The sequence below is a fragment of the Terrabacter sp. C0L_2 genome (assembly GCF_036352015.1).
Lineage (GTDB): Bacteria > Actinomycetota > Actinomycetes > Actinomycetales > Dermatophilaceae > Terrabacter > Terrabacter tumescens.
In genome coordinates, this window is the sequence record NZ_CP143557.1 from 4744017 (window position 1) to 4762451 (window position 18435).

Annotated in this window: 15 protein-coding genes and 1 tRNA gene; 5 read left to right on the top strand and 11 right to left on the bottom strand. The window is 70.3% G+C overall.

The window, feature by feature from the left end; genetic code table 11:
• Positions 1–235: 235 nt before the first annotated feature.
• Genes purU through glyA form a run of 7 tightly spaced genes read right to left on the bottom strand, consistent with a single transcriptional unit; the run spans position 236 to position 9122 of the window.
• Positions 236–1138, bottom strand: coding sequence for a formyltetrahydrofolate deformylase (purU, locus tag U5C87_RS22095; protein ID WP_330474532.1), 903 nt, complete (start codon positions 1136–1138; stop codon positions 236–238).
• Between the two features lie 37 nt (positions 1139–1175).
• Positions 1176–2579: an L-serine ammonia-lyase gene (locus U5C87_RS22100; RefSeq protein ID WP_330474533.1), complete on the bottom strand. Its 1404-nt coding sequence runs from the start codon at positions 2577–2579 to the stop codon at positions 1176–1178.
• Positions 2579–3274, bottom strand: coding sequence for a sarcosine oxidase subunit gamma (locus tag U5C87_RS22105; RefSeq protein ID WP_330474534.1), 696 nt, complete (start codon positions 3272–3274; stop codon positions 2579–2581). The genes U5C87_RS22100 and U5C87_RS22105 overlap by 1 nt, the downstream gene beginning before the upstream one ends.
• Positions 3267–6269, bottom strand: a complete 3003-nt coding sequence (locus U5C87_RS22110) for an FAD-dependent oxidoreductase (RefSeq protein ID WP_330474535.1) — start codon at positions 6267–6269, stop codon at positions 3267–3269. The genes U5C87_RS22105 and U5C87_RS22110 overlap by 8 nt, the downstream gene beginning before the upstream one ends.
• A gap of 2 nt (positions 6270–6271) precedes the next feature.
• Positions 6272–6559, bottom strand: coding sequence for a sarcosine oxidase subunit delta (locus tag U5C87_RS22115; protein WP_330474536.1), 288 nt, complete (start codon positions 6557–6559; stop codon positions 6272–6274).
• A gap of 35 nt (positions 6560–6594) precedes the next feature.
• A complete protein-coding gene (locus tag U5C87_RS22120) occupies positions 6595–7815 on the bottom strand; it encodes a sarcosine oxidase subunit beta family protein (RefSeq protein ID WP_330474537.1) in 1221 nt (406 codons plus the stop codon).
• Positions 7816–7817: 2 nt separating this feature from the next.
• On the bottom strand, positions 7818–9122 hold the full coding sequence (glyA, locus tag U5C87_RS22125) for a serine hydroxymethyltransferase (protein WP_330474538.1): 1305 nt from the start codon (positions 9120–9122) through the stop codon (positions 7818–7820).
• A gap of 135 nt (positions 9123–9257) precedes the next feature.
• Between glyA and U5C87_RS22130 the strand changes: the two genes are divergently transcribed.
• Positions 9258–9917, top strand: coding sequence for a GntR family transcriptional regulator (locus tag U5C87_RS22130; protein WP_330474539.1), 660 nt, complete (start codon positions 9258–9260; stop codon positions 9915–9917).
• Between the two features lie 13 nt (positions 9918–9930).
• Here U5C87_RS22130 and U5C87_RS22135 read toward each other — a convergent pair whose 3' ends face one another.
• Entirely contained in the window at positions 9931–11433 is a 1503-nt protein-coding gene (locus U5C87_RS22135; protein WP_330474540.1) for a PucR family transcriptional regulator, read from the bottom strand.
• 153 nt (positions 11434–11586) lie between these two features.
• Between U5C87_RS22135 and U5C87_RS22140 the strand changes: the two genes are divergently transcribed.
• From U5C87_RS22140 to U5C87_RS22150, 3 genes are read left to right on the top strand one after another with little or no spacing between them, the layout of a single operon-like run.
• Positions 11587–13176, top strand: coding sequence for a purine-cytosine permease family protein (locus U5C87_RS22140; RefSeq protein ID WP_443082088.1), 1590 nt, complete (start codon positions 11587–11589; stop codon positions 13174–13176).
• Positions 13177–13201: 25 nt separating this feature from the next.
• Positions 13202–14029, top strand: coding sequence for a creatininase (locus U5C87_RS22145; protein WP_330474542.1), 828 nt, complete (start codon positions 13202–13204; stop codon positions 14027–14029).
• A gap of 12 nt (positions 14030–14041) precedes the next feature.
• The gene (locus tag U5C87_RS22150) at positions 14042–15292 is read left to right on the top strand and encodes an aminopeptidase P family protein (RefSeq protein WP_330474543.1); all 1251 of its coding nucleotides are present in this window, start codon (positions 14042–14044) and stop codon (positions 15290–15292) included.
• Between the two features lie 120 nt (positions 15293–15412).
• Here the strand turns inward: U5C87_RS22150 and U5C87_RS22155 are convergent, their stop codons facing one another.
• Both U5C87_RS22155 and U5C87_RS22160 read right to left on the bottom strand, forming a co-directional pair.
• Positions 15413–16216, bottom strand: coding sequence for a murein transglycosylase (locus U5C87_RS22155; protein ID WP_330474544.1), 804 nt, complete (start codon positions 16214–16216; stop codon positions 15413–15415).
• Positions 16217–16772: 556 nt separating this feature from the next.
• Positions 16773–16853: transfer RNA gene (locus tag U5C87_RS22160), tRNA-Tyr, on the bottom strand.
• A 136-nt stretch (positions 16854–16989) separates the two neighbouring features.
• On the opposite strand from U5C87_RS22160, the gene U5C87_RS22165 reads away from it, so the two are divergent.
• The gene (locus tag U5C87_RS22165) at positions 16990–17484 is read left to right on the top strand and encodes a YajQ family cyclic di-GMP-binding protein (RefSeq protein WP_045190851.1); all 495 of its coding nucleotides are present in this window, start codon (positions 16990–16992) and stop codon (positions 17482–17484) included.
• Positions 17485–17568: 84 nt separating this feature from the next.
• On the opposite strand, the gene U5C87_RS22170 is transcribed toward U5C87_RS22165, so the two are convergent.
• On the bottom strand, positions 17569–18357 hold the full coding sequence (locus U5C87_RS22170) for a DUF4031 domain-containing protein (protein WP_330474545.1): 789 nt from the start codon (positions 18355–18357) through the stop codon (positions 17569–17571).
• Positions 18358–18435: the final 78 nt, after the last annotated feature.

An 18435-nucleotide genomic window follows, 5' to 3' on the forward strand; every position in this document is an offset into this window, starting at 1 on the left:
TTCCCCACTGGTTACCCACAGCGAGTCGTCGTCAGCCGCTCATGGGGAAGAGCAGCCGAACATCGCCGAGTCCATCTTTCGAGCAGTCAAGAGAGTTCCTCGCCGGATCCGGCTTCGCTCTGTTCAGGACGCTGCGGGATGCCTCCCGAACCGGTCGTCGGACGGCAGAGACCGGCACTGCGACCAACGACCGTGATCGACCCCACGTTGACGGGCGCCGTCACGACGGCCCTTGTCACAGCAAGACGACAGTCCGGCTGCCGTGCAGGATCACCCGACCCTCGCAGTGCCACTTGACGGCGTTCGACAGAGCGCGGCACTCGGTGTCCCGCCCTGCCGCGACGAGGTCCTCGGGGCCGAACGAGTGGTCCACCTCGCGCACCTGCTGGGAGATGATCGGCCCCTCGTCGAGCTCGCTGCTGACGTAGTGGGCCGTGGCCCCGACGGTCTTGACCCCGCGCTCCCACGCCTGGTGGTACGGCTTCGCACCCTTGAAGCTCGGCAGGAACGAGTGGTGGATGTTGATGGCCCTCCCCGTCAGCTGCGCGGTCAGGTCGTCGCTGAGGATCTGCATGTAGCGCGCGAGCACCACGAGCTCGATCTCGAACCGGTCGACGAGGTCGAGCAGCCGGGCCTCGGCCGCCGGCTTGGTCGCCGGCGTGACCGGCACGTGGAAGAAGGGGATGCCGTGCCACTCCACGAGCGCTCGGTGGTCGGGGTGGTTGGACACGACGGCTGCGATCTCCATGGGCAGCTCGCCGATGCGCGAGCGGAAGAGCAGGTCGTTGAGGCAGTGCGCGAACTTCGACACCATGACGAGGACGCGCCTGCGGGCCGCAGCCTCGCGCAGCTCGAAGCGCATCGCATGGCGCTCCGCTACGGCGGCGAAGGCTCCGCGCAGCGCTTCGAGGCCGGGGTCGGGCTGGTCGCCGGCGATCGTGAAGTGGACCCTCAGGAAGAAGTGTCCGCCCCTCACGTCGTCGAACTGCTTGAGCTCGTGGATGTCGCCGTGCTGCTCGATCAGGAAGCCGGAGACTGCGTGGACGAGGCCTGGCGCCTCGGGGCAGTCGAGCGTGAGGACGTAGCCCTCCTGCTGTTGAGTGACGGCGCTCGTGAGGGTGCTCGTGACGGTGCTCATGCGTGTCTCCTCTCGTGGCCGACTCGGCCGCTTCGCGTCAGCATTCGACGACGTTGACGGCGAGGCCACCTCGGGACGTCTCCTTGTACTTGATCTTCATGTCCGCGCCGGTCTCTCGCATGGTTTTGACGGCTTGGTCGAGGGTGACCTTGTGCTCGCCGTCGCCCTGCAGCGCGAGCCGCGCGGCGTTGACGGCCTTGACCGACGCGATCGCGTTGCGCTCGATGCAGGGGATCTGCACGAGTCCTCCGACGGGGTCGCAGGTGAGGCCGAGGTTGTGCTCGATCCCGATCTCGGCGGCGTTCTCCACCTGCTCGGGCGTGCCACCAAGCACGGCGCACAGCCCGGCAGCCGCCATGGAGCAGGCCGAGCCGACCTCGCCCTGGCACCCCACCTCGGCGCCCGAGATCGAGGCGCCCAGCTTGACGATGATGCCGACGGCCGCTGCGGTGAGGAGGAACTCGACGATGCCGTCGTCGTCCGCCCCGTCGACGAAGCGGGAGTAGAAGTGCAGCACCGCGGGGATGATGCCGGCGGCGCCGTTCGTCGGCGCCGTGACGATGCGGCCCCCGGAAGCGTTCTCCTCGTTGACCGCGAGTGCGTAGAGGTTGACCCACTCCATGGCCCACAGCGGGTCGGGCATCGAGCCCCCGCTGGCCCCACGGGCGTCGGCCTCCTGGCGGCGCAGGCGCTCACGCAGCTCGGGCGCGCGGCGCCGCACCCGGAGCCCGCCCGGCAGGGTCCGCTCCTCACGGGTGCAGCCGCTCTCGACGCACTCCTGCATGACGCCCCAGAGGTGCAGCAGCCGCTCGCGCACCTCTCGCTCGGGCCGCCAGGCGCGTTCGTTCGCCATCATGACCCCGGCGATCGACAGCCCGGTCTCGCGGCAACGCTTGAGCAGCTCGGCGCCGGTGCCGAAGGGGTGCGGCACCGGCGTGGTGTCGAGGACGACCCGGTCGGCGCCGATCGTCTCCTCGTCGACGACGAAGCCACCGCCGACGGAGTAGAACGTCCGCGCCCGGAGCGACTGACCCGCCTCGTCGAAGGCCTCGAACGTCATCCCGTTGGGGTGCCCCGGCAACGCTCGCCGTCGGTGGAGCACGAGGTCGACCTCCGGGTCGAAGTCGACCCGGTGGGTGCCGTCCAGGGCGATCTTGCGGTCGGCCCGGACCGCGTCGACCCGGGCCACCGCGTGCGAGGTGTCGACGGTCTCGGGGTTCTCACCCTCGAGACCGAGCACGACAGCACGGTCCGAGCCGTGGCCGTGCCCGGTCGCGCCCAACGACCCGTACAGCTGCGCCTGCACCCTCGCCGTCCGGTCGAGCAGACCCGAGTCGGCCAGCCCGGCAGCGAACCGCCGGGCTGCCCGCATCGGGCCGACCGTGTGGGACGACGACGGGCCGATCCCCACGGAGAACAGGTCGAGGGCGCTGAGCGACATCAGACGTACTCCCGCATCCCGTCGAGCAGCCAGCGCGCCACGTGCGTCGCGAAGGAGGCCCGCGGCATGACGCGCCACGTGTCCTCGGCCGTGCGCCACAGGATGACCCCTGTGGAGCCCAGCAGGGTCGCGACAGCCGTGCCGACGGGAAACACCCGTGGGTGCAGGTCGAGCTCACAGCTCTTCTCGAGCACGGAACGGGCACGCACCCCCGACAGCTCGAGCGTGGTGCGGTTGGCCGACACGTCGACCACCTGCCCGAGGTCCGTCCCGAGCGCGTCGGCCAGCCCACCGGCATACGCCTCCGGGGAGATCCCGGTGTCGGCCTCGTCGGGTCCCACCGCGAGGAACTCGTCGGGCGAGAGCCACACCACCGCGAGATCGCTGCCGTCACCGGCCCCCGACACCTCGCCGACCCTGGTCGGCAGGTCGACGCCGAGGGCATTGGCGAGGGCGTCGCCTCGGCCCGGCGTGACGCGGAGCGCGACCTGGGTCAGGAACGGGATCTCCCGGAGCCGCACCACCTCCCCCGACCCTCGCCGCATCTCCTCCGCGAGCTGCTGGGCCGGACTGCGCCGCAGCCCGAGCACCGCGGCTCGGGCGATGCCCGCCGTGCTGGCCGTGCTCCTCGTCCTCGTCGGTCCCTTCACCGTCGTGCCCTCCGGTGCCGTCATCGTCATCGTGCGCTCAGCCATCTCGCCTGGCTCCTTCCTTGTCGTAGAGCACCGCGTCGGCCACCTCGACCTCGGCGAAGCGTCCTTCGAAGGACGCGATGAGCGTCTGGCCGATGCGGTCGCGACCGGCCTTGACGAGCGCGAGACCGAACGAGCGGCCCAGCGCCTGGGAGTGGTAGCTCGACGTGACGTGGCCGAGCATCGGGATCGGCCGGGCCGGCAGGCCCTCCCCTGTGTAGCCGCCGAGCGCGTCGGGCTCGACGAGCTGGGCGCCCTCGGGCAGGCGCAGGCTTCGGTCGACGGGCAGCACGCTGACGAGCTGCTTGCGGTCGGCCGCCTTCTGCGACAACCGGGAGTAGGACCGGTTGCCGATGAAGTCCTTCGCCGTCGAGACGATCCAGTCCATGCCGAGGTCCTGTGGCGTCACGGTCCCGTCGGTGTCCTGCCCGACGATCGGGTAGGCCTTCTCGGCGCGCAGCACGTGCATCGTCTCGGTGCCGTAGGGCGTGATGTCGAAGGCGGCACCGGCCTCGGCGACGTCCTCCCACACCTGCAGCCCGTACCACGTCGGCACGTTGATCTCGAAGGCGAGCTCGCCCGAGAAGGTGATCCTGCAGATCCGCCCTGGAATGCCCGAAGCGAGCACCGTCTCACGGAACTCCATGAACCCGAAGCCATCTCGCGACACGTCGAGGTCGGGAGCCATCCGCGCGATGACGTCGCGCGACCGGGGGCCGACGACGGCGATCGTCGACCACTGCTCGGTCACCGACGTGCACACGACGTCGAGCTCGGGCCACTCGGTCTGAGACCACTCCTCCAGCCACTCGAGCACCTTGGCGGCCCCGCCGGTCGTCGTCGTCGCGAAGTAGCGGTCCTCGGCCAGGCGCAGCACGACACCGTCGTCGAAGACCATGCCGTCGGGCTTGCACATGACGCCGTAGCGGGCCTTGCCGACACCGAGCTTCTTGTACGCGTTGGTGTAGATGCGGCCGAGAAACTCGCCGGCGTCGGCACCGCGGATCTCGATCTTGCCCAGCGTCGTGGCGTCCATGAAGGCGACGCCCTCGCGGGCGGCACGGCACTCGCGGGCCACGGCAGCGTCCATGTCCTCACCGGGGCGCGGGTAGTACCAGGGCCGCTTCCACTGGCCGACGTCCTCGAAGAGGGCACCGTGCGCCTCGTGCCACGGGTGGATCGACGTCGTGCGTGCGGCGTCGAAGAGGTCGCCACGAGAGCGACCGGCCAGCGCAGCGAAGGCGACCGGGGTGAAGGGGGCGCGGAAGGTCGTGTTGCCGATCGCGCCGGGTGTCGGCCGCGCCGGGCCGGCCACCGCGCCGGTCCCAACACCCTCGTCCTGTCCCGGCTGGCCGGGCGGGATGGCACGGGTGTCGTCACCCGACAGGACGCGCGTCAGCAGGCCGATCGTGTTGACCGCGCCGATGCGGCCCTGGTCGACGCCGGTGCTGATCGACGTGTAGCGCTTGACGTGCTCGACCGACCGCATGCCGGCGCCGGTGGCGCGCAGCACGTCGGCCGCGGTGTTGTCACGCTGCAGGTCGATGAAGTGAGACGCGTAGCCTCCCCCGCACCCTTCGACGACCCAGAGCTGCCTGGTGCGACCGGCGCGCGCGACGCGCTCCTCGGCCACTGCCACGGGATCGGACTCGCCTGCCTCCCTGGCAGATTCACCATCGAACCCGGCGGCGCGGGCCGCCTCCAGCCCGGCCGCGGCGCCCTCGACACGACAGCCGTCGGTCCAGTAGGTGCCGCACACAGCGCCGGCGACGTGCTGGTCACGGACGGGTGACGTCGGCACGAAGCCGGCAAGCTCGTCGTCCCAGTGCAACGCCCCCTGTCGCTGGCTGTGGAGGCTGACGTTCGGCGTCCACCCGCCCGACACGGCCACGACGTCGCAGACGAGCCTCTCGGGATCGCCGACCATGGCACCGTCGGCGTCGATGCGTGCGACCCACGCAGCCTCGACGGCCGACTCGCCATCGATGCCGACGACGGCGCAGCCCTTCCGCACCGAGAGGCCGGCGGCCTCGGCAGCCGACGCGACGGCCGGGCTCGCGCCCTCGTCGCGGGCGTCGACGACCTCGACCGACGCGCCTGCCTCGAGCAGCGCGTGGGCGGCGGCATAGCCGGAGTCGTTCGTCGTGACGACGACGGCATCGCGCCCCGGGACAGCGGCATAGCGGCGTACGTAGGTGGTGACAGCCGACGCGAGCATGACACCGGGGACGTCGTTGTCGGCGAAGACGATCGGGCGCTCGAAGGCGCCGGTCGCGAGGACGACCTGAGCCGCGGTCACGTGCCAGATGCGCTGCCGAGGGATGCCGTCGCGTGCGATCCCGTCGAGGTGCTCGGACCGCTTCTCGACGGCGATGAGGTGGTTGTTGTCGTAGCTGCCGAAGGCCGTCGTGCGCGTCAGGACCCGCGCCTCCGGAGCGGCGTCGAGCTCGGCACGGACCTGCTCGACCCACTGCGCGGCGGGGACGCCCTCGACCAGCTCGTCGGGCGAGGTGAGCAGGCTGCCGCCGAGGCGGAAGTCCTGCTCGAACAGCACGACCCGGGCACCGGTGGCCGCGGCGGTCCGGGCTGCGGCGAGGCCGGCCGGACCGGCGCCGACGACGGCGACGTCGGCGTGGACGTGCATCTTGTCGTACTCGGCGGGGTCCGGCTGCTGGTCGAGCACGCCGATGCCGTCGAGGAGGCGCACGTCGAGGCCGGGCACGAGTTCGAGCGTCGTTGCAGGGAGCATCGACTCGTCGTGCTCGCCCCGGACGAGCACGAACGCGTTGGGCTCCTCGACACCGGCCGAGAGGATGCCGCGCGGCCTGCCTCGGTAGATCGAGTCGCCCACGCGCAGCTGGCCGTTCGCGACCAGGGCGGAGGCGACCGTGTCGCCGGCGAACCCGGTCACGGTGGTGCCGTCGACGACGAGCTCGACCGGCGTGGTGCGGTCGATGGCTCCGCCGGCGTCGAGGCGCTGGGGCTGGCTGGCTGCCATGGTCAGGCTCCCTTCGTGGTGTCGGGGCGGGCTTCGCCGATGCGATAGACCGCGGAGATCTCGTAGGTGCGGGTGTCGCGGACCGCGTTGAACCACTTGCGGCAACCGGCCGAGTGGACCCACCGCTCGGCGTAGCTGCCTCTGGGGTTGTCGCGGTAGAAGAGGTACTGCGCCCACTCCTCGTCGGTGAGGGCGTGCGGGTCCTCCGGATAGGCCACGTGAGCCTGGCCGCCGTAGCCGTACTCGGTCTCGGGGCGGGGCCCGCAGTTCGGGCAGTCGATGATGAGCATCGGGGTCTCCTTGCGAGGCGATCTGTGGTGGGGCGTCAGTGGGCGACGGCTGCAGCGCCGTGCTCGTCGATGAGGGCGCCGCTGACGAAGCGCTCGAGGCCGAAGCCGCGGTTGAGTTCGTGGGCCTCGTCGGTGGCGATCGTGTGCGCATAGGCAAAGCCGGCTCCCGGGACGGCCTTGAATCCGCCGGTGCCCCAACCACAGTTGACGTACATGCCGTCGACCGGCGACTTGCCCATGACGGGCGAGGCGTCCATGGTCACGTCGACGATGCCGGCCCACGTGCGCAGCAGGTGTGCCCGGCTGAAGCCTGGGAACAGCTCGACGGCGGCCGACATCTGGTGCTCGATGACGTGGAACGAGCCGCGCTGCCCGTAGCCGTTGTAGGAGTCGATGCCGGCCCCCATGACGAGCTCGCCCTTGTGCGCCTGCGAGACGTAGACGTGCACGTGGTTCGACATGACGACGGTGGGGTGGATGATCTCGTGCAGCTCTGACACGAGCGCCTGAAGCGGGTGCGACTGGATCGGCACGCGGAAGCCGGCGAGCTCGGAGAGCACCGAGGTGTGGCCCGCCGCGCAGAGGGCGACCTTGCCGGCGTTGATCCGTCCGCGGCTCGTCTCGACCCCGGTGACGCGCCCGCCGTCGATGACGAAGCCGGTCACCTCGCAGTTCTGGATGATGTCGACACCCAGGTCGCTCGCCCGGCGGGCATAGCCCCAGGCGACCCAGTCGTGCTTGGCGATGCCGGCGCGCGGCTGGTACGTGCCGCCCATGACGGGGTAGCGGATGTCGTCGCCGATGTTGATGATCGGGCAGAGCTCCTTGACCTGCTGCGGGTCGACCCACTCGGCGTCCACGCCGTTGAGGCGGTTGGCCTCGACGCGACGCACCGAGTCGCGGACGTCCTGGAGCGTGTGGGCGAGGTTGAGCACGCCACGCTGGGAGAAGAAGACGTCGTAGCCGAGCTCGTCCTCGAGGCCCTCCCACAGCTTGAGCGAGTGCTCGTAGATGGCGGCCGACTCGTCCCACAGGTAGTTCGAGCGGATGATCGTCGTGTTGCGCGCCATGTTGCCGCCGGCGATCCAGCCGCGCTCGAGCACAGCCACGTTCGTGATGCCGTGGTGCTTGGCCAGGTAGTACGCGGTGGCGAGGCCGTGGCCGCCGGCACCGACGATGATGACGTCGTAGCTGCGCTTCGGCTCGGGGTTGGCCCAGAGGAAGTCCGGGTGCTCGGGGAGCTCACGCTGGTTCATCGTCACTGCACCTTCTCGAGGGTCGGGTAGAGAGGGAAGCGGGCGGCGAGGGCGTCGACCCGCGCCCGGAGCGAGGCGAGCGTCGCCTCCGAGCCGTCACCGGCGAGCGCCGTGGCGATGACGTCGGCGACCTCGCCGAACGCGTCCTCGTCGAAACCGCGTGTGGCGAGCGCCGGCGTACCGATGCGCAGACCCGACGAGACCATCGGCGGACGCGGGTCGAAGGGGACGGCGTTGCGGTTGACCGTGATCCCGATCGAGTGCAGGAGGTCCTCGCCCTGACGGCCGTCGAGCTGGGAGTGGCGCAGGTCGACGAGGACGAGGTGCACGTCGGTGCCGCCCGAGATGACGCCGATGCCGGCATCCGTGACGTCGGGCTGCGTGAGGCGCTCCGCGAGGATCGACGCACCGGCGAGCGTGCGCCGCTGGCGGTCGCGGAAGTCGTCACCGGCGGCGACCTTGAAGGCGACGGCCTTCCCGGCGATGACGTGCTCGAGCGGCCCGCCCTGCTGCCCCGGGAAGACGGCCGAGTTGACCTTCTTGGCGATCTCGGGTGCGTTCGTCAGGATGATGCCGCCGCGCGGGCCGCCCAGTGTCTTGTGGGTGGTCGACGAGACGACGTGCGCGTGCGGCACGGGCGAGGGGTGCAGGCCCGCGGCGACGAGACCGGCGAAGTGGGCCATGTCGACGAAGAGGTAGGCGCCGACGGCGTCGGCGATGCGCCGGAACTCGGCGAAGTCGAGGTGCCGCGAGTAGGCCGACCAGCCGGCGACGATCATCTTCGGCCGGTGCTCTCTGGCCAGCCGCTCGACCTCTGCCATGTCGACGACGTGGGTGTCCTCGCGTACGCCGTAGGCCACGACGTCGTAGAGCCGACCCGAGAAGTTGAGTCGCATCCCGTGCGTCAGGTGCCCGCCGTGGGCGAGGTCGAGACCGAGGATGGTGTCGCCCGGCGTGAGGAGCGCGTGCATGACCGACGCGTTCGCCTGGGCGCCCGAGTGCGGCTGGACGTTGGCGTAGGCCGCCCCGAAGAGCGCCTTGGCGCGCTCGATGGCAAGCGACTCGACGACGTCGACGTGCTCGCACCCGCCGTAGTAGCGACGGCCGGGGTAGCCCTCGGCGTACTTGTTCGTCAGCACCGAGCCCTGGGCCTGCATGACGGCGACCGGGGCGAAGTTCTCCGAGGCGATCATCTCGAGCGTGCCCTGCTGGCGGCCCAGCTCGGCCGCGATGGCCTCGGCGACGTCCGGATCGAGATCGGCGAGGTCCGCGTCGAGGACCGACTGGGTGATGGTGACCTGGGACATGAACCCTCCGAGCGGTTGATATCACTGTTGTCGATGACTGATATATCATCTGGCTCGCAATAGTATGTCTGTCACCGACGGCCGTCAACGGTCCGTCCACCACGACTTACGACGACGACACCAGGAGAATGAGCCATGACCACAACGGCGCCCGCGCTTGCCTACAGCTCGCTCGCCGAGCAGGCGTACCAAGTGCTGCGCGACCGGCTGGTCATGCTCGACATCGCGCCGGGCGCGCCGATCAACGAGGCCCAGCTCGCCGCCGACCTCGGCATCGGCCGCACCCCCATCCGCGAGAGCCTCAAGAAGCTCGAGCTCGACCACCTCGTGGTCTCCTATCCGCGCCGGGGCACGTTCGCGACGCAGGTCGACATCACGGACCTTGCCGCGATCTCCGAGATGCGGCACGTCCTCGAGCCGCTGGCGGCACGGCGCGCCGCCACCGTCGCGCGGGCCGACGTGCGCGCCGAGCTGGCCGAGAAGGCACGACAGATCGGGTCGATGGGTGACGAGCCCGAGGACAAGCGGCCGCTCATGGAGTACGACATCGACGTGCACCGGCTGATCTACCGCGCGGCCGAGAACCCCCACCTCGAGGAGACCCTCGTCCGGCTCGACAACCTGGCGACGCGCATCTGGTGCCTGGTGCTCGAGCGACTCCCTTGGGTGTCCGAGCACATCAAGGAGCACGTGACGCTGCTGGAGGCGATCGTGGCCAAGGACGCCGACCGCGCGGCGGCACTGGCCGCCTCGCACGTCGAGCACTTCGAGGAGGCCATCCGCGCGGTCCTCTGACGGCGGCGGACCGTCAAGGCCGGGGGTCGTCGCGCAGCTGGGCGCCTCCGCGTACCAGCCTGAGCACGAGCGCGAGCGCCGCGAGCTGTCCTCGACCTCGAGGGTCCCCACCGAGCACCTGGAAGATCCGGCGAAGCCTCTTGTGCAGCGACTGACGCTCGAGGAAGAGGATCTGCGCCGACTCGGTCGCGTTGCACCCGGTGGAGATCCACACGTCGAGGGTGCGCACCAGCTCGCCCCCGGACCGCTGGTCGAGCCGGACCAGCTCGCCGAGGGCCTCCTCGACGAGGGCGTCGACGACGCCCCGTGACAACGAGCGCTCCGCCATCCGCTCGACGAGGTAGTCAGAGGCGTCGTAGACGGCATCCGTGCCCTTGGCCGACCGCCCGAGCCGCCACGTCGTGCGGGCCTCCGCCAGCGAGAACGACGCCTGGCGCACCGTTGCGGCCGTCGGCCCCATGGCACCCGTGAGGCCGGTGCCCACGACCGCCCCCCGCAACGCGGTGAGCGCCCGGGCCCGCTCGGCCTGGGTGGCCGCGCGGAGGGGCATGAGCAGCTCCAGCCACTCCCCGTGCGCCACGACGAGGGTCGAGGGGAGGGCGCGTCGGGTTCGCTGCTCGGTGTCGACGTGGCCGTCAGCCGGACGCCGCACGACCGCCATGACCAGGGGCTGCTCCGGGTCGATCCCGGCCGCTTGGCTCAGCTCGATGAGGCGCTCCCCTCCCCCGCCGGCACCGATCAGGCGCACCAGCTCGTCCTCGGCGAGCCTGGTCAGACTCGGCCGACTGTGCCGGGCGAGGGCCAGCGCGACGATGCTGCGCACTCGGGCCAGCACCGTCTCCAGCGTCTCTAGGTCGGCGTCGGCGCCGCCGACCAGCTCTAGCTGGGCGACGCCGATCCCACTCACGGCCAGCTCGGCCCCCAGCGACCGGGCCGGCGGGGGCTGCTCGGGGCCGGCCTGCCCGAGCAGGCCGCCGCGGGTGTCGAGCACCCTGACCTGCACGCCGAGGGTCTCGGCGATGACCGCCAACAACGGCTCGAGGGCGGTCCCGGAGCTCGCGAGGCGCTCGGTGAGCGCCTGCGAGAGCTGGTCGGCGACGCGCAGTGCCGCGACCTGGGCGGAGACGACGCGGCGGTTGACCTCCTGCGCGACCTCGACGAAGGGGACGACCTGCCGCAGCTCCAGCAGGGGCAGACCGGCCTCCTCGGCGGCCGCGACCAGTTCGGCCGGCAGGTGTCGCCCGGACCCGGCCGTCTCGACGGCCAGGGCGGCGACACCGCGCGACGCGAGGCTCCAGACGTACTCGACCTGCGCGGCGGGCTTGAGGGCGAGGAGGGCTACGCCGCCGGTGAGCAGCAGCTCGCCCCCCGACAGGAGCGGTGCGATCTCGAGCACCTCGCTGGAGTGCACCCACCGGACGCGTGTCGCGTCGACGGCGCGCTCGCCGGCGACCACCTGGGGTGCGCCCGCGGTGAGGACGCCACTGTCGAGGATCTCGCGCAGAAGTAGGGACATAGCGGTCAGGATCCCAGCGGTAGCGACACTTTGTCACCCGATCACGCCTTCAGAGGCGACACGGTGAGTCTGGAGCCGGCGGATAACAGATCCTACCGTTGTCGGCAGCCGGCCAATCATCCGCAGGGGAACCATCGAGAAAGCAGTCCCCACATGAGCCTTTCCACCACGAGTCACTCGGAAGACGTGACGCAGACCGTCGAAGACATGCTGCAACCCGTCCCGGAGTCAGCCCGCACGACCAAGGTGTCCGGACAGTTCTGGATCTGGGCCGGCGCGAACGTCGCCCCCATCAACTGGATCCTCGGCGCCCTCGGCATCGCCCTCGGCCTGGGGCTCTGGGACACGATGATCGTGCTCATCCTCGGCAACATCATCGGCATGGTCGGCTTCGGCTTCTTCGTGCTGCTCGGCCAGAAGACCGGGGCCACGGGCATGCTGCTAGCCCGCGGAGCCTTCGGGCGGCGGGGCGCCTACCTGCCGGCCGCCATCCAGGCGATCGTCGCCGTCGGGTGGTCGGCCGTGAACACCTGGGTGATCCTCGACCTCGTCATGGCGCTCTTCGGCCTCATCGGCTGGGTCGACCCCACACAGTCCAACCTGCCGTGGAAGGTCGCGATCGCCGCCGTCATCATGACCGTCCAGGTCGCCATCTGCTACCGCGGCTACAGCGCGATCGCCAAGTTCGAGCGCATCACGATGCCGCCGACGTTGCTGATCCTCGTCGCGATGTCCGTCGTCGCCTGGACCAAGCTCCCGATCGACTGGAGCTACGCCGGCCCCGTCGGCCATGTCCTCCAGGGCGGCGAGCGCTTCGCCGCGATGTCGGCGATCATGACCGTCATCGGAATCGGTTGGGGCATCGGCTGGTTCACCTACGCCCCCGACTACTCCCGCTTCGTGTCCAAGAGCGTGCCGAAGAAGAAGCTGTATGCCGCGTCGGTGCTGGGACAGTTCCTGCCCGTCGTATGGCTCGGTCTGCTCGGCGCCAGCCTCGCAACGATCAGCGGCGCGGTCGACCCCGGCCAGCTCGTCGTCAAGAGCTTCGGCGTCCTCGCGATCCCCGTCATCCTGCTCGTCATCCACGGCCCGATCGCGACGAACATCATCAACCTCTACACCTTCGGCGTCGCCTTCCAGGCCCTCGACGTGCGGATCTCACGCAAGCGGCTGTCCATCCTCGTCGGGGTCCTGTCGATGGGAGCCGTCGTGCTGTTCCTCTTCGCGAGCGACTTCGCGACGCTGCTCGACAACTGGCTCGCCGCGATCGTCGCCTGGGTCGCCACCTGGGGCGGGATCATCGCGGTCCACTACTACGGCTTCGAGCGACGCCACAAGGACTACGGCTACCTCTTCCTCAGCCCTGGCACCTCGCGCCTCAAGGCGGTCAACCCGTCGGCGATCATCGCCTTCGTCGTCGGCCTCTTCGCGACCTGGCTGTTCATGTACGGCACGCTCCCCGTCTTCCAGGGGCCCATCGCCACGGCGATGGGCGGGGTCGACCTCTCGTGGCTGGCCGGCACCCTCACCTCCGGCACGGTCTACTTCGCCCTCGCCTACCCCCGGTTCCGCGAGCGCATCCACGCCGGTGTGCCCATCGGGCTCAAGCCCACCGTGACCGATGAGGACTACCTGCGCGACCACGGGGACGCCTGTGCACCCGAGGGCGGCCGGGCCGCAGTCCCGGCAGCCGCCTCGGCGCCGGCCCCCGCCGAGGCCGCCCCCACAGCCGCCTTGTCCTGACCGGTCCCATCACCCAGGAGCAGCCATGCCCAGCACCGTTCTCATGGAGGAGCTCGACGCCTTCACCTACCGCGAGATGATCGGACGAGGAGCGCCCGTCATCGTCCCGGTCGGCGCGATCGAGCAGCACGGACCCCACCTGCCCCTACAGACCGACGTGCTCCTGGCCAAGGCCATGAGCCGGCGTCTGGCCGAGGCCGTCGACGGCATCGTGGCGGCGCCCATCGTCTACGGGTACAAGTCGCAGCAGCGCTCAGGCGGTGGCAACCACCTGGCCGGCACGACGAGCCTCGACGCGACGACCGTCATCGCGATCGCCCGCACGCTCACCCTCGAGTTCGCTCGCCACGGCGCGCGTCAGGTGGTCTTTCTCAACGGCCACTTCGAGAACTACCAGTTCCTCTACGAGGGTGTGGAGCTCGCGACGACCGAGCTGCAGCAACGCGGTCTCGATGTGTCGGCGATCCTGCTCTCTTACTGGGACTTCGTCGACGACGCCACGATCGAGGAGATCTACGGCGGCACGTTCCCCGGCTGGGACGTCGAGCACGGCGGCGTACTCGAGACCTCGCTCATGCTGCATCTGCACCCCGAGCTGGTCCACCTCGACCGCGTCATGGACCTGCCGGCAGCGCAGCTCCCCCGCTACGACCGGCTCCCCGCCCGCCCCGAGCTCACGCCCATCTCGGGCTGCCTCTCCTCGGCGGCTGCCGCCTCCGAGAGCGCAGGACGCCTCCTGCTCGAGCGGACGTCCGCCGCGCTGGCCGACTCGATCGGCGCCGAGCTGAGCATCGAGCTGGACTCGCCTGCCCTGATCCCGGCTCACCCCACCCCCAGATTCCCCACCCCCTGAAGGAGATTCACCATGTCCATCGCCACTCCCGTCACTTCGGTCAGCGAGCTCGAGCGGCTCAAGGAGCTGCACAACGGCACGAAGGTCCCCCTGACCTTCTCCGACGCCGAGTTCGAGCGCCGCCTCTCAGGCCTGCGCCAGATCATGACCACCAAGGGACTCGACGCCGTCGTGCTGACCTCCTATCACGGCATCAAGTACTACTCGGACTTCCTCTTCACCTACTTCGGCCGCTCCTACGCCCTCGTGGTCACTCCGACCGAGCAGGTCAGCGTCACCGCGAACATCGACGCCGGTATGCCGTGGCGGCGCAGCTACGGCGAGAACATCGTCTATACCGACTGGCGCCGCGACAACTTCCAGCACGGCGTCCAAGAGGCACTCGCCAAGCGCGGCATCTCGCCCCGGCGCATCGGCGTGGAGTTCGACACGCTCTCGCTCGACGCTCACGCCAAGCTCCAGGCCGCTCTCGGCAGCGCCGAGCTCGTGGACGTGGCTCAGGACGCCATGCGCCAGCGCATGGTCAAGTCCGCCGAGGAGATCGAGGTCATCAAGCAGGGCGCCCGCATCGGCGACCTCGGTGGCGAGGCCATCAAGGGTGCGATCCGCGAGGGCATCAGCGAGTACGAGGTCGCCCTCATCGGCACCGAAGCAATGGTCCACGAGATCGCGCGCACCTTCCCCGACTCCGAGATCCGCGACACCTGGGTCTGGTTCCAGTCGGGCCTCAACACCGACGGCGCCCACAACTGGGCCACGACGCGGAAGCTGCAGCGCGGCGACATCCTGTCGCTCAACTGCTTCCCAATGACCTCCGGCTACTACACGGCCCTCGAGCGCACCCTGTTCCTCGGCGAGCCCGACGCGCGCTCGCTCGAGCTGTGGGAGGTCAACGTCGAGGTGCACCGTCGCGGCCTCGAGCTCATCAAGCCCGGTGCGGTCTGCAAGGACATCGCGGCCGAGCTCAACGAGATCTACATCGGCCACGGCCTGCTGCCGAACCGCACCTTCGGCTACGGGCACTCGTTCGGCGTCCTCTCGCACTACTACGGCCGCGAGGCGGGCCTCGAGCTGCGCGAGGACATCGACACCGTGCTCGAGCCGGGCATGGTCGTGTCGATGGAGCCCATGATCACGGTGCTCGACGGCGAGCCCGGCGCGGGCGGCTACCGCGAGCACGACATCCTCGTCGTGGTCGAGGACGGCGCGGAGAACATCACGAAGTTCCCCTTCGGCCCCGAGCACAACATCATCTCCTGCTGAGGCAGCGCTCCAACGGCTGCGCCCGGCTCTCCCACGACGGAGGGCCGGGCGCCCCCGTGTCGAACCGTCCCTGCCGGCGGGCCGCTCCCTGCCGGTAGGCAGTCGGTCACCGACGGGCTCTCAGCGTGGCGCGGCCGCCCGGGCATAGCCGCCGGCGGTGTCGAGCACGCGCTGGACGTAGGCATCGGAGGCGTTGTACCCGAAAACCGCTCGGGCCCAGGCACGCCCGTCGCGCAGGTCGACCCCACCGGTGCACAGGTGGCGCGCCGCACCCCAAGCCGCGTCGTCGATGTCGGTGGGGTCCGCGACGCCGTCGGCGTCCGCGTCGGCACCGAACCGCTGCCACGAGCTCGTCAGGAACTGCATCGGCCCGACCGCGTGGTCCCAGGTCGCATCCCCGTGCAGGCGCACCCCGGCGGTGTCGGAGCGAAGGGCTGCGACCCCGTCCTGCCCGTCGAGGGCGGGCCCGACGATCGGCCGGGACGTCCGACCGTTCTTCAGCAGGTGCCCACCACCGACCGCGCCGTGGACCGACTCCACACGGCCGATGGCCGCCAACGTCGTCCAGCCCACGTGGCACCCGGGAAGGTCGGTCGCCGCGAGGATCGAGGCTCGTCCGTACGCGCGCAGCGCCACGACGGGGATGCCGGTACGTGCCGAGATGCGCGACACCCAGGTCGGATACAATTGAACGGGTCCGTAGCTCCCTCGGCCTGCGGGCCGCCCGACCGCACGCTCGGCCGGGGCGGTCAGCGGGGCCGTGTCGACGACCTCGACGAGCGAACCCGTCGCGGGCTGCTCGACCGGCCTCTGGAGCCCGTGGCCGACGACCCAGGACGCGCCGAGGACGGCCAGACCCAGGGACAAGCCGCCCTGCCCCGTCCGAGACGTCGCCGACGGCGCGCCGGTCACTCGGCCACGCACCCGGCAGAGGATACGCAGTCGGTCCCCTGCCGAGCCGGAGGCGCGACCGGGCGTGGGGGGGGGCAGGCGCGGGAGGGTTCCACCTGCTCGTGGTCGCCGCTCTCGCGGCTCCTGCCGCCCTCCTGACCCCTCCCCCTCGAAGCCCGCCGTGGCCGACGCCCCGTACTGCTCGGTGTCCGGCACCTGGCGTCAGGGCGAGGCCTCGACGGCACGCTGGCCCCGCGTTCTCGAGGTCGACGACACAGGGCTTGGGGTCCGTACCGTCGAAGGGCCACCCGTCGAGGGATGGGTCGCCCGCACTGCGGTGCACGAGCTCACCCCACGGGAAGGATGCGACATCGCCGCCACAGCCGGCTCGTCGGCGAATCATCACCGCTGAGAACGAGCCCTTCTGAGTTACCGAGGCGCGCCCTCCGGACCCACGTCCCGACGGCGCCTCCGCTCGTCTGTCGGTGAGCCCGCGATCTGGCCTCGACCACCTGAGACCCTGTCGACAGACAGCAGAAGGGCCTCCGACCGGCATTTCCGCTGGTCAGAGGCCCTCCTGAGCACTGGGTGGCAGGTGAAGGATTCGAACCTTCGTAGCTCTCGCGACGGATTTACAGTCCGTTTCCATTGGCCGCTCGGACAACCTGCCTTGGTGCGTCTGGAAGGATAGCAAGAGATCGGGCGCGGTCCGAAATCGGGGCCGCCGCCATGCTTTCGTCGTGTCCACGGCCCTCCACGGCGCGCGCCCGACAGCCCAGCCAACAGCATGCGGAAGGACCCCACCGATGGCCGACTCGTCGTTCGACATCGTCAGCAAGTTCGACAAGCAGGAGATCGCCAACGCGGTCAACAGCGCGAGCAAGGAGATCGCGACGCGCTACGACTTCAAGAACGTCGGCGCGTCCGTCGACCTGGCCGGCGAGGTCATCAAGATGAAGGCGAACACCGAGGAGCGTTGCCTCGCAGTCCTCGACGTCGTGCAGACGCACCTCGTCAAGCGCAAGGTCAGCCTCAAGCACCTCGACGTGCCGGAGGCCGGACCGCGCCTGTCGGGCAAGGAGTACCACCTCGACGCGCCGCTCAAGGAGGGCATCTCCCAGGAGAACGCGAAGAAGATCAACAAGCTGATCCGCGACGAGGGCCCCAAGGGCGTCAAGAGCCAGATCCAAGGTGACGAGCTGCGCGTGTCGAGCAAGTCCCGCGACGACCTGCAGGCCGTCCAGCGCATGCTGCGCGAGGCCGACCTCGACGTCGCACTGACCTTCACCAACCAGCGCTGAACCTCCGGGTTCGCTTGCCTGACAAGCGAACCACGACGACAGATCACGTATGCCGTCCGCTGCAGCGGGCGGCATACGTGCGTCTCAGAGGGGGCGGGCGAGGTCGCGGAGGTCCGGGAAGACCTCGACCGCCAGCGGCCACCAGAAGAGGTGGCCGCACAGCTCGGCATACTCCTGCGGCGTGACCCAGCGGGTCTCGTGGATGCCGTCGTCACCGTCGTTGATGTCGGGGCGCGCGGCGTCCAGCCGGGTGCGGAACACCTGGAGGAACGGCTTGTCCCGGCCGAAGACGTTGTCGTCGGTGCGGGGCGTGAATCGCTCGTAGCCGCAAGGGATCACGTCCGAGTGGCGCAGCCGGAGGCCCGTCTCCTCGAACGTCTCGCGGACGGCGTTCTCGACGGGCGTCTCGTCCGCCTCGCGCCACCCGCCGGGCGAGCCCCACTCCCCGCGACGGACGCTGTGCACGACGACGAAGTCGCCCCGTCGGTCGCGCACGAAGACCATGGCGGCGAGGACGCGCGCCGGGTCGAGGGGGTCGTCAGACGCGACGAGGTCGACGTCGCTGGAGCCGTTGGGGAAGCTCACGTCGAGGATGCGGCGGACGCCACGGTCACGCTTGCGCTTACGCAGCCGCAGCCCGGAGGCGTTGAGACGCCGAGCGAGGTCCACCCCGGTCGTCGGGGTCGCCCCGGCGTCGACGGCATCCTGCCAGCGACCCTCGGGCACGTCGTAGTGGTCGCCGTCGAACGAGCGCGGATGCAGGGCGGCGGCCCGCGCGACCTCGTGCAGCTCGTCGTAGGAGGCGTCGCTGACAAGGTGGGCGAAGAGCCGACCGTGGGCGGGCCAGATCGGCTGGTCGATCCACACGGTCATGGCCCGAAGCCTAGGCCAGGCCTTCGAAAAGCGCCCGGCCTCCCCCTGTGGATGACACCGGCCGGCGCTCCCCCGCCC

Bases quoted from the DNA above. Each gene is read 5' to 3' on its own strand.
- U5C87_RS22110 (WP_330474535.1), bottom strand. From the start codon at position 6,269: ATGGCAGCCAGCCAGCCCCAGCGCCTCGACGCCGGCGGAGCCATCGAC.
- U5C87_RS22145 (WP_330474542.1), top strand. From the start codon at position 13,202: ATGCCCAGCACCGTTCTCATGGAGGAGCTCGACGCCTTCACCTACCGC.
- U5C87_RS22170 (WP_330474545.1), bottom strand. From the start codon at position 18,357: ATGACCGTGTGGATCGACCAGCCGATCTGGCCCGCCCACGGTCGGCTC.
- U5C87_RS22100 (WP_330474533.1), bottom strand. From the start codon at position 2,579: ATGTCGCTCAGCGCCCTCGACCTGTTCTCCGTGGGGATCGGCCCGTCG.
- U5C87_RS22135 (WP_330474540.1), bottom strand. From the start codon at position 11,433: ATGTCCCTACTTCTGCGCGAGATCCTCGACAGTGGCGTCCTCACCGCG.
- U5C87_RS22140 (WP_443082088.1), top strand. From the start codon at position 11,587: ATGAGCCTTTCCACCACGAGTCACTCGGAAGACGTGACGCAGACCGTC.
- U5C87_RS22130 (WP_330474539.1), top strand. From the start codon at position 9,258: ATGACCACAACGGCGCCCGCGCTTGCCTACAGCTCGCTCGCCGAGCAG.
- U5C87_RS22105 (WP_330474534.1), bottom strand. From the start codon at position 3,274: ATGGCTGAGCGCACGATGACGATGACGGCACCGGAGGGCACGACGGTG.
- purU (WP_330474532.1), bottom strand. From the start codon at position 1,138: ATGAGCACCGTCACGAGCACCCTCACGAGCGCCGTCACTCAACAGCAG.
- U5C87_RS22150 (WP_330474543.1), top strand. From the start codon at position 14,042: ATGTCCATCGCCACTCCCGTCACTTCGGTCAGCGAGCTCGAGCGGCTC.
- U5C87_RS22165 (WP_045190851.1), top strand. From the start codon at position 16,990: ATGGCCGACTCGTCGTTCGACATCGTCAGCAAGTTCGACAAGCAGGAG.
- U5C87_RS22115 (WP_330474536.1), bottom strand. From the start codon at position 6,559: ATGCTCATCATCGACTGCCCGAACTGCGGGCCCCGCCCCGAGACCGAG.
- glyA (WP_330474538.1), bottom strand. From the start codon at position 9,122: ATGTCCCAGGTCACCATCACCCAGTCGGTCCTCGACGCGGACCTCGCC.
- U5C87_RS22120 (WP_330474537.1), bottom strand. From the start codon at position 7,815: ATGAACCAGCGTGAGCTCCCCGAGCACCCGGACTTCCTCTGGGCCAAC.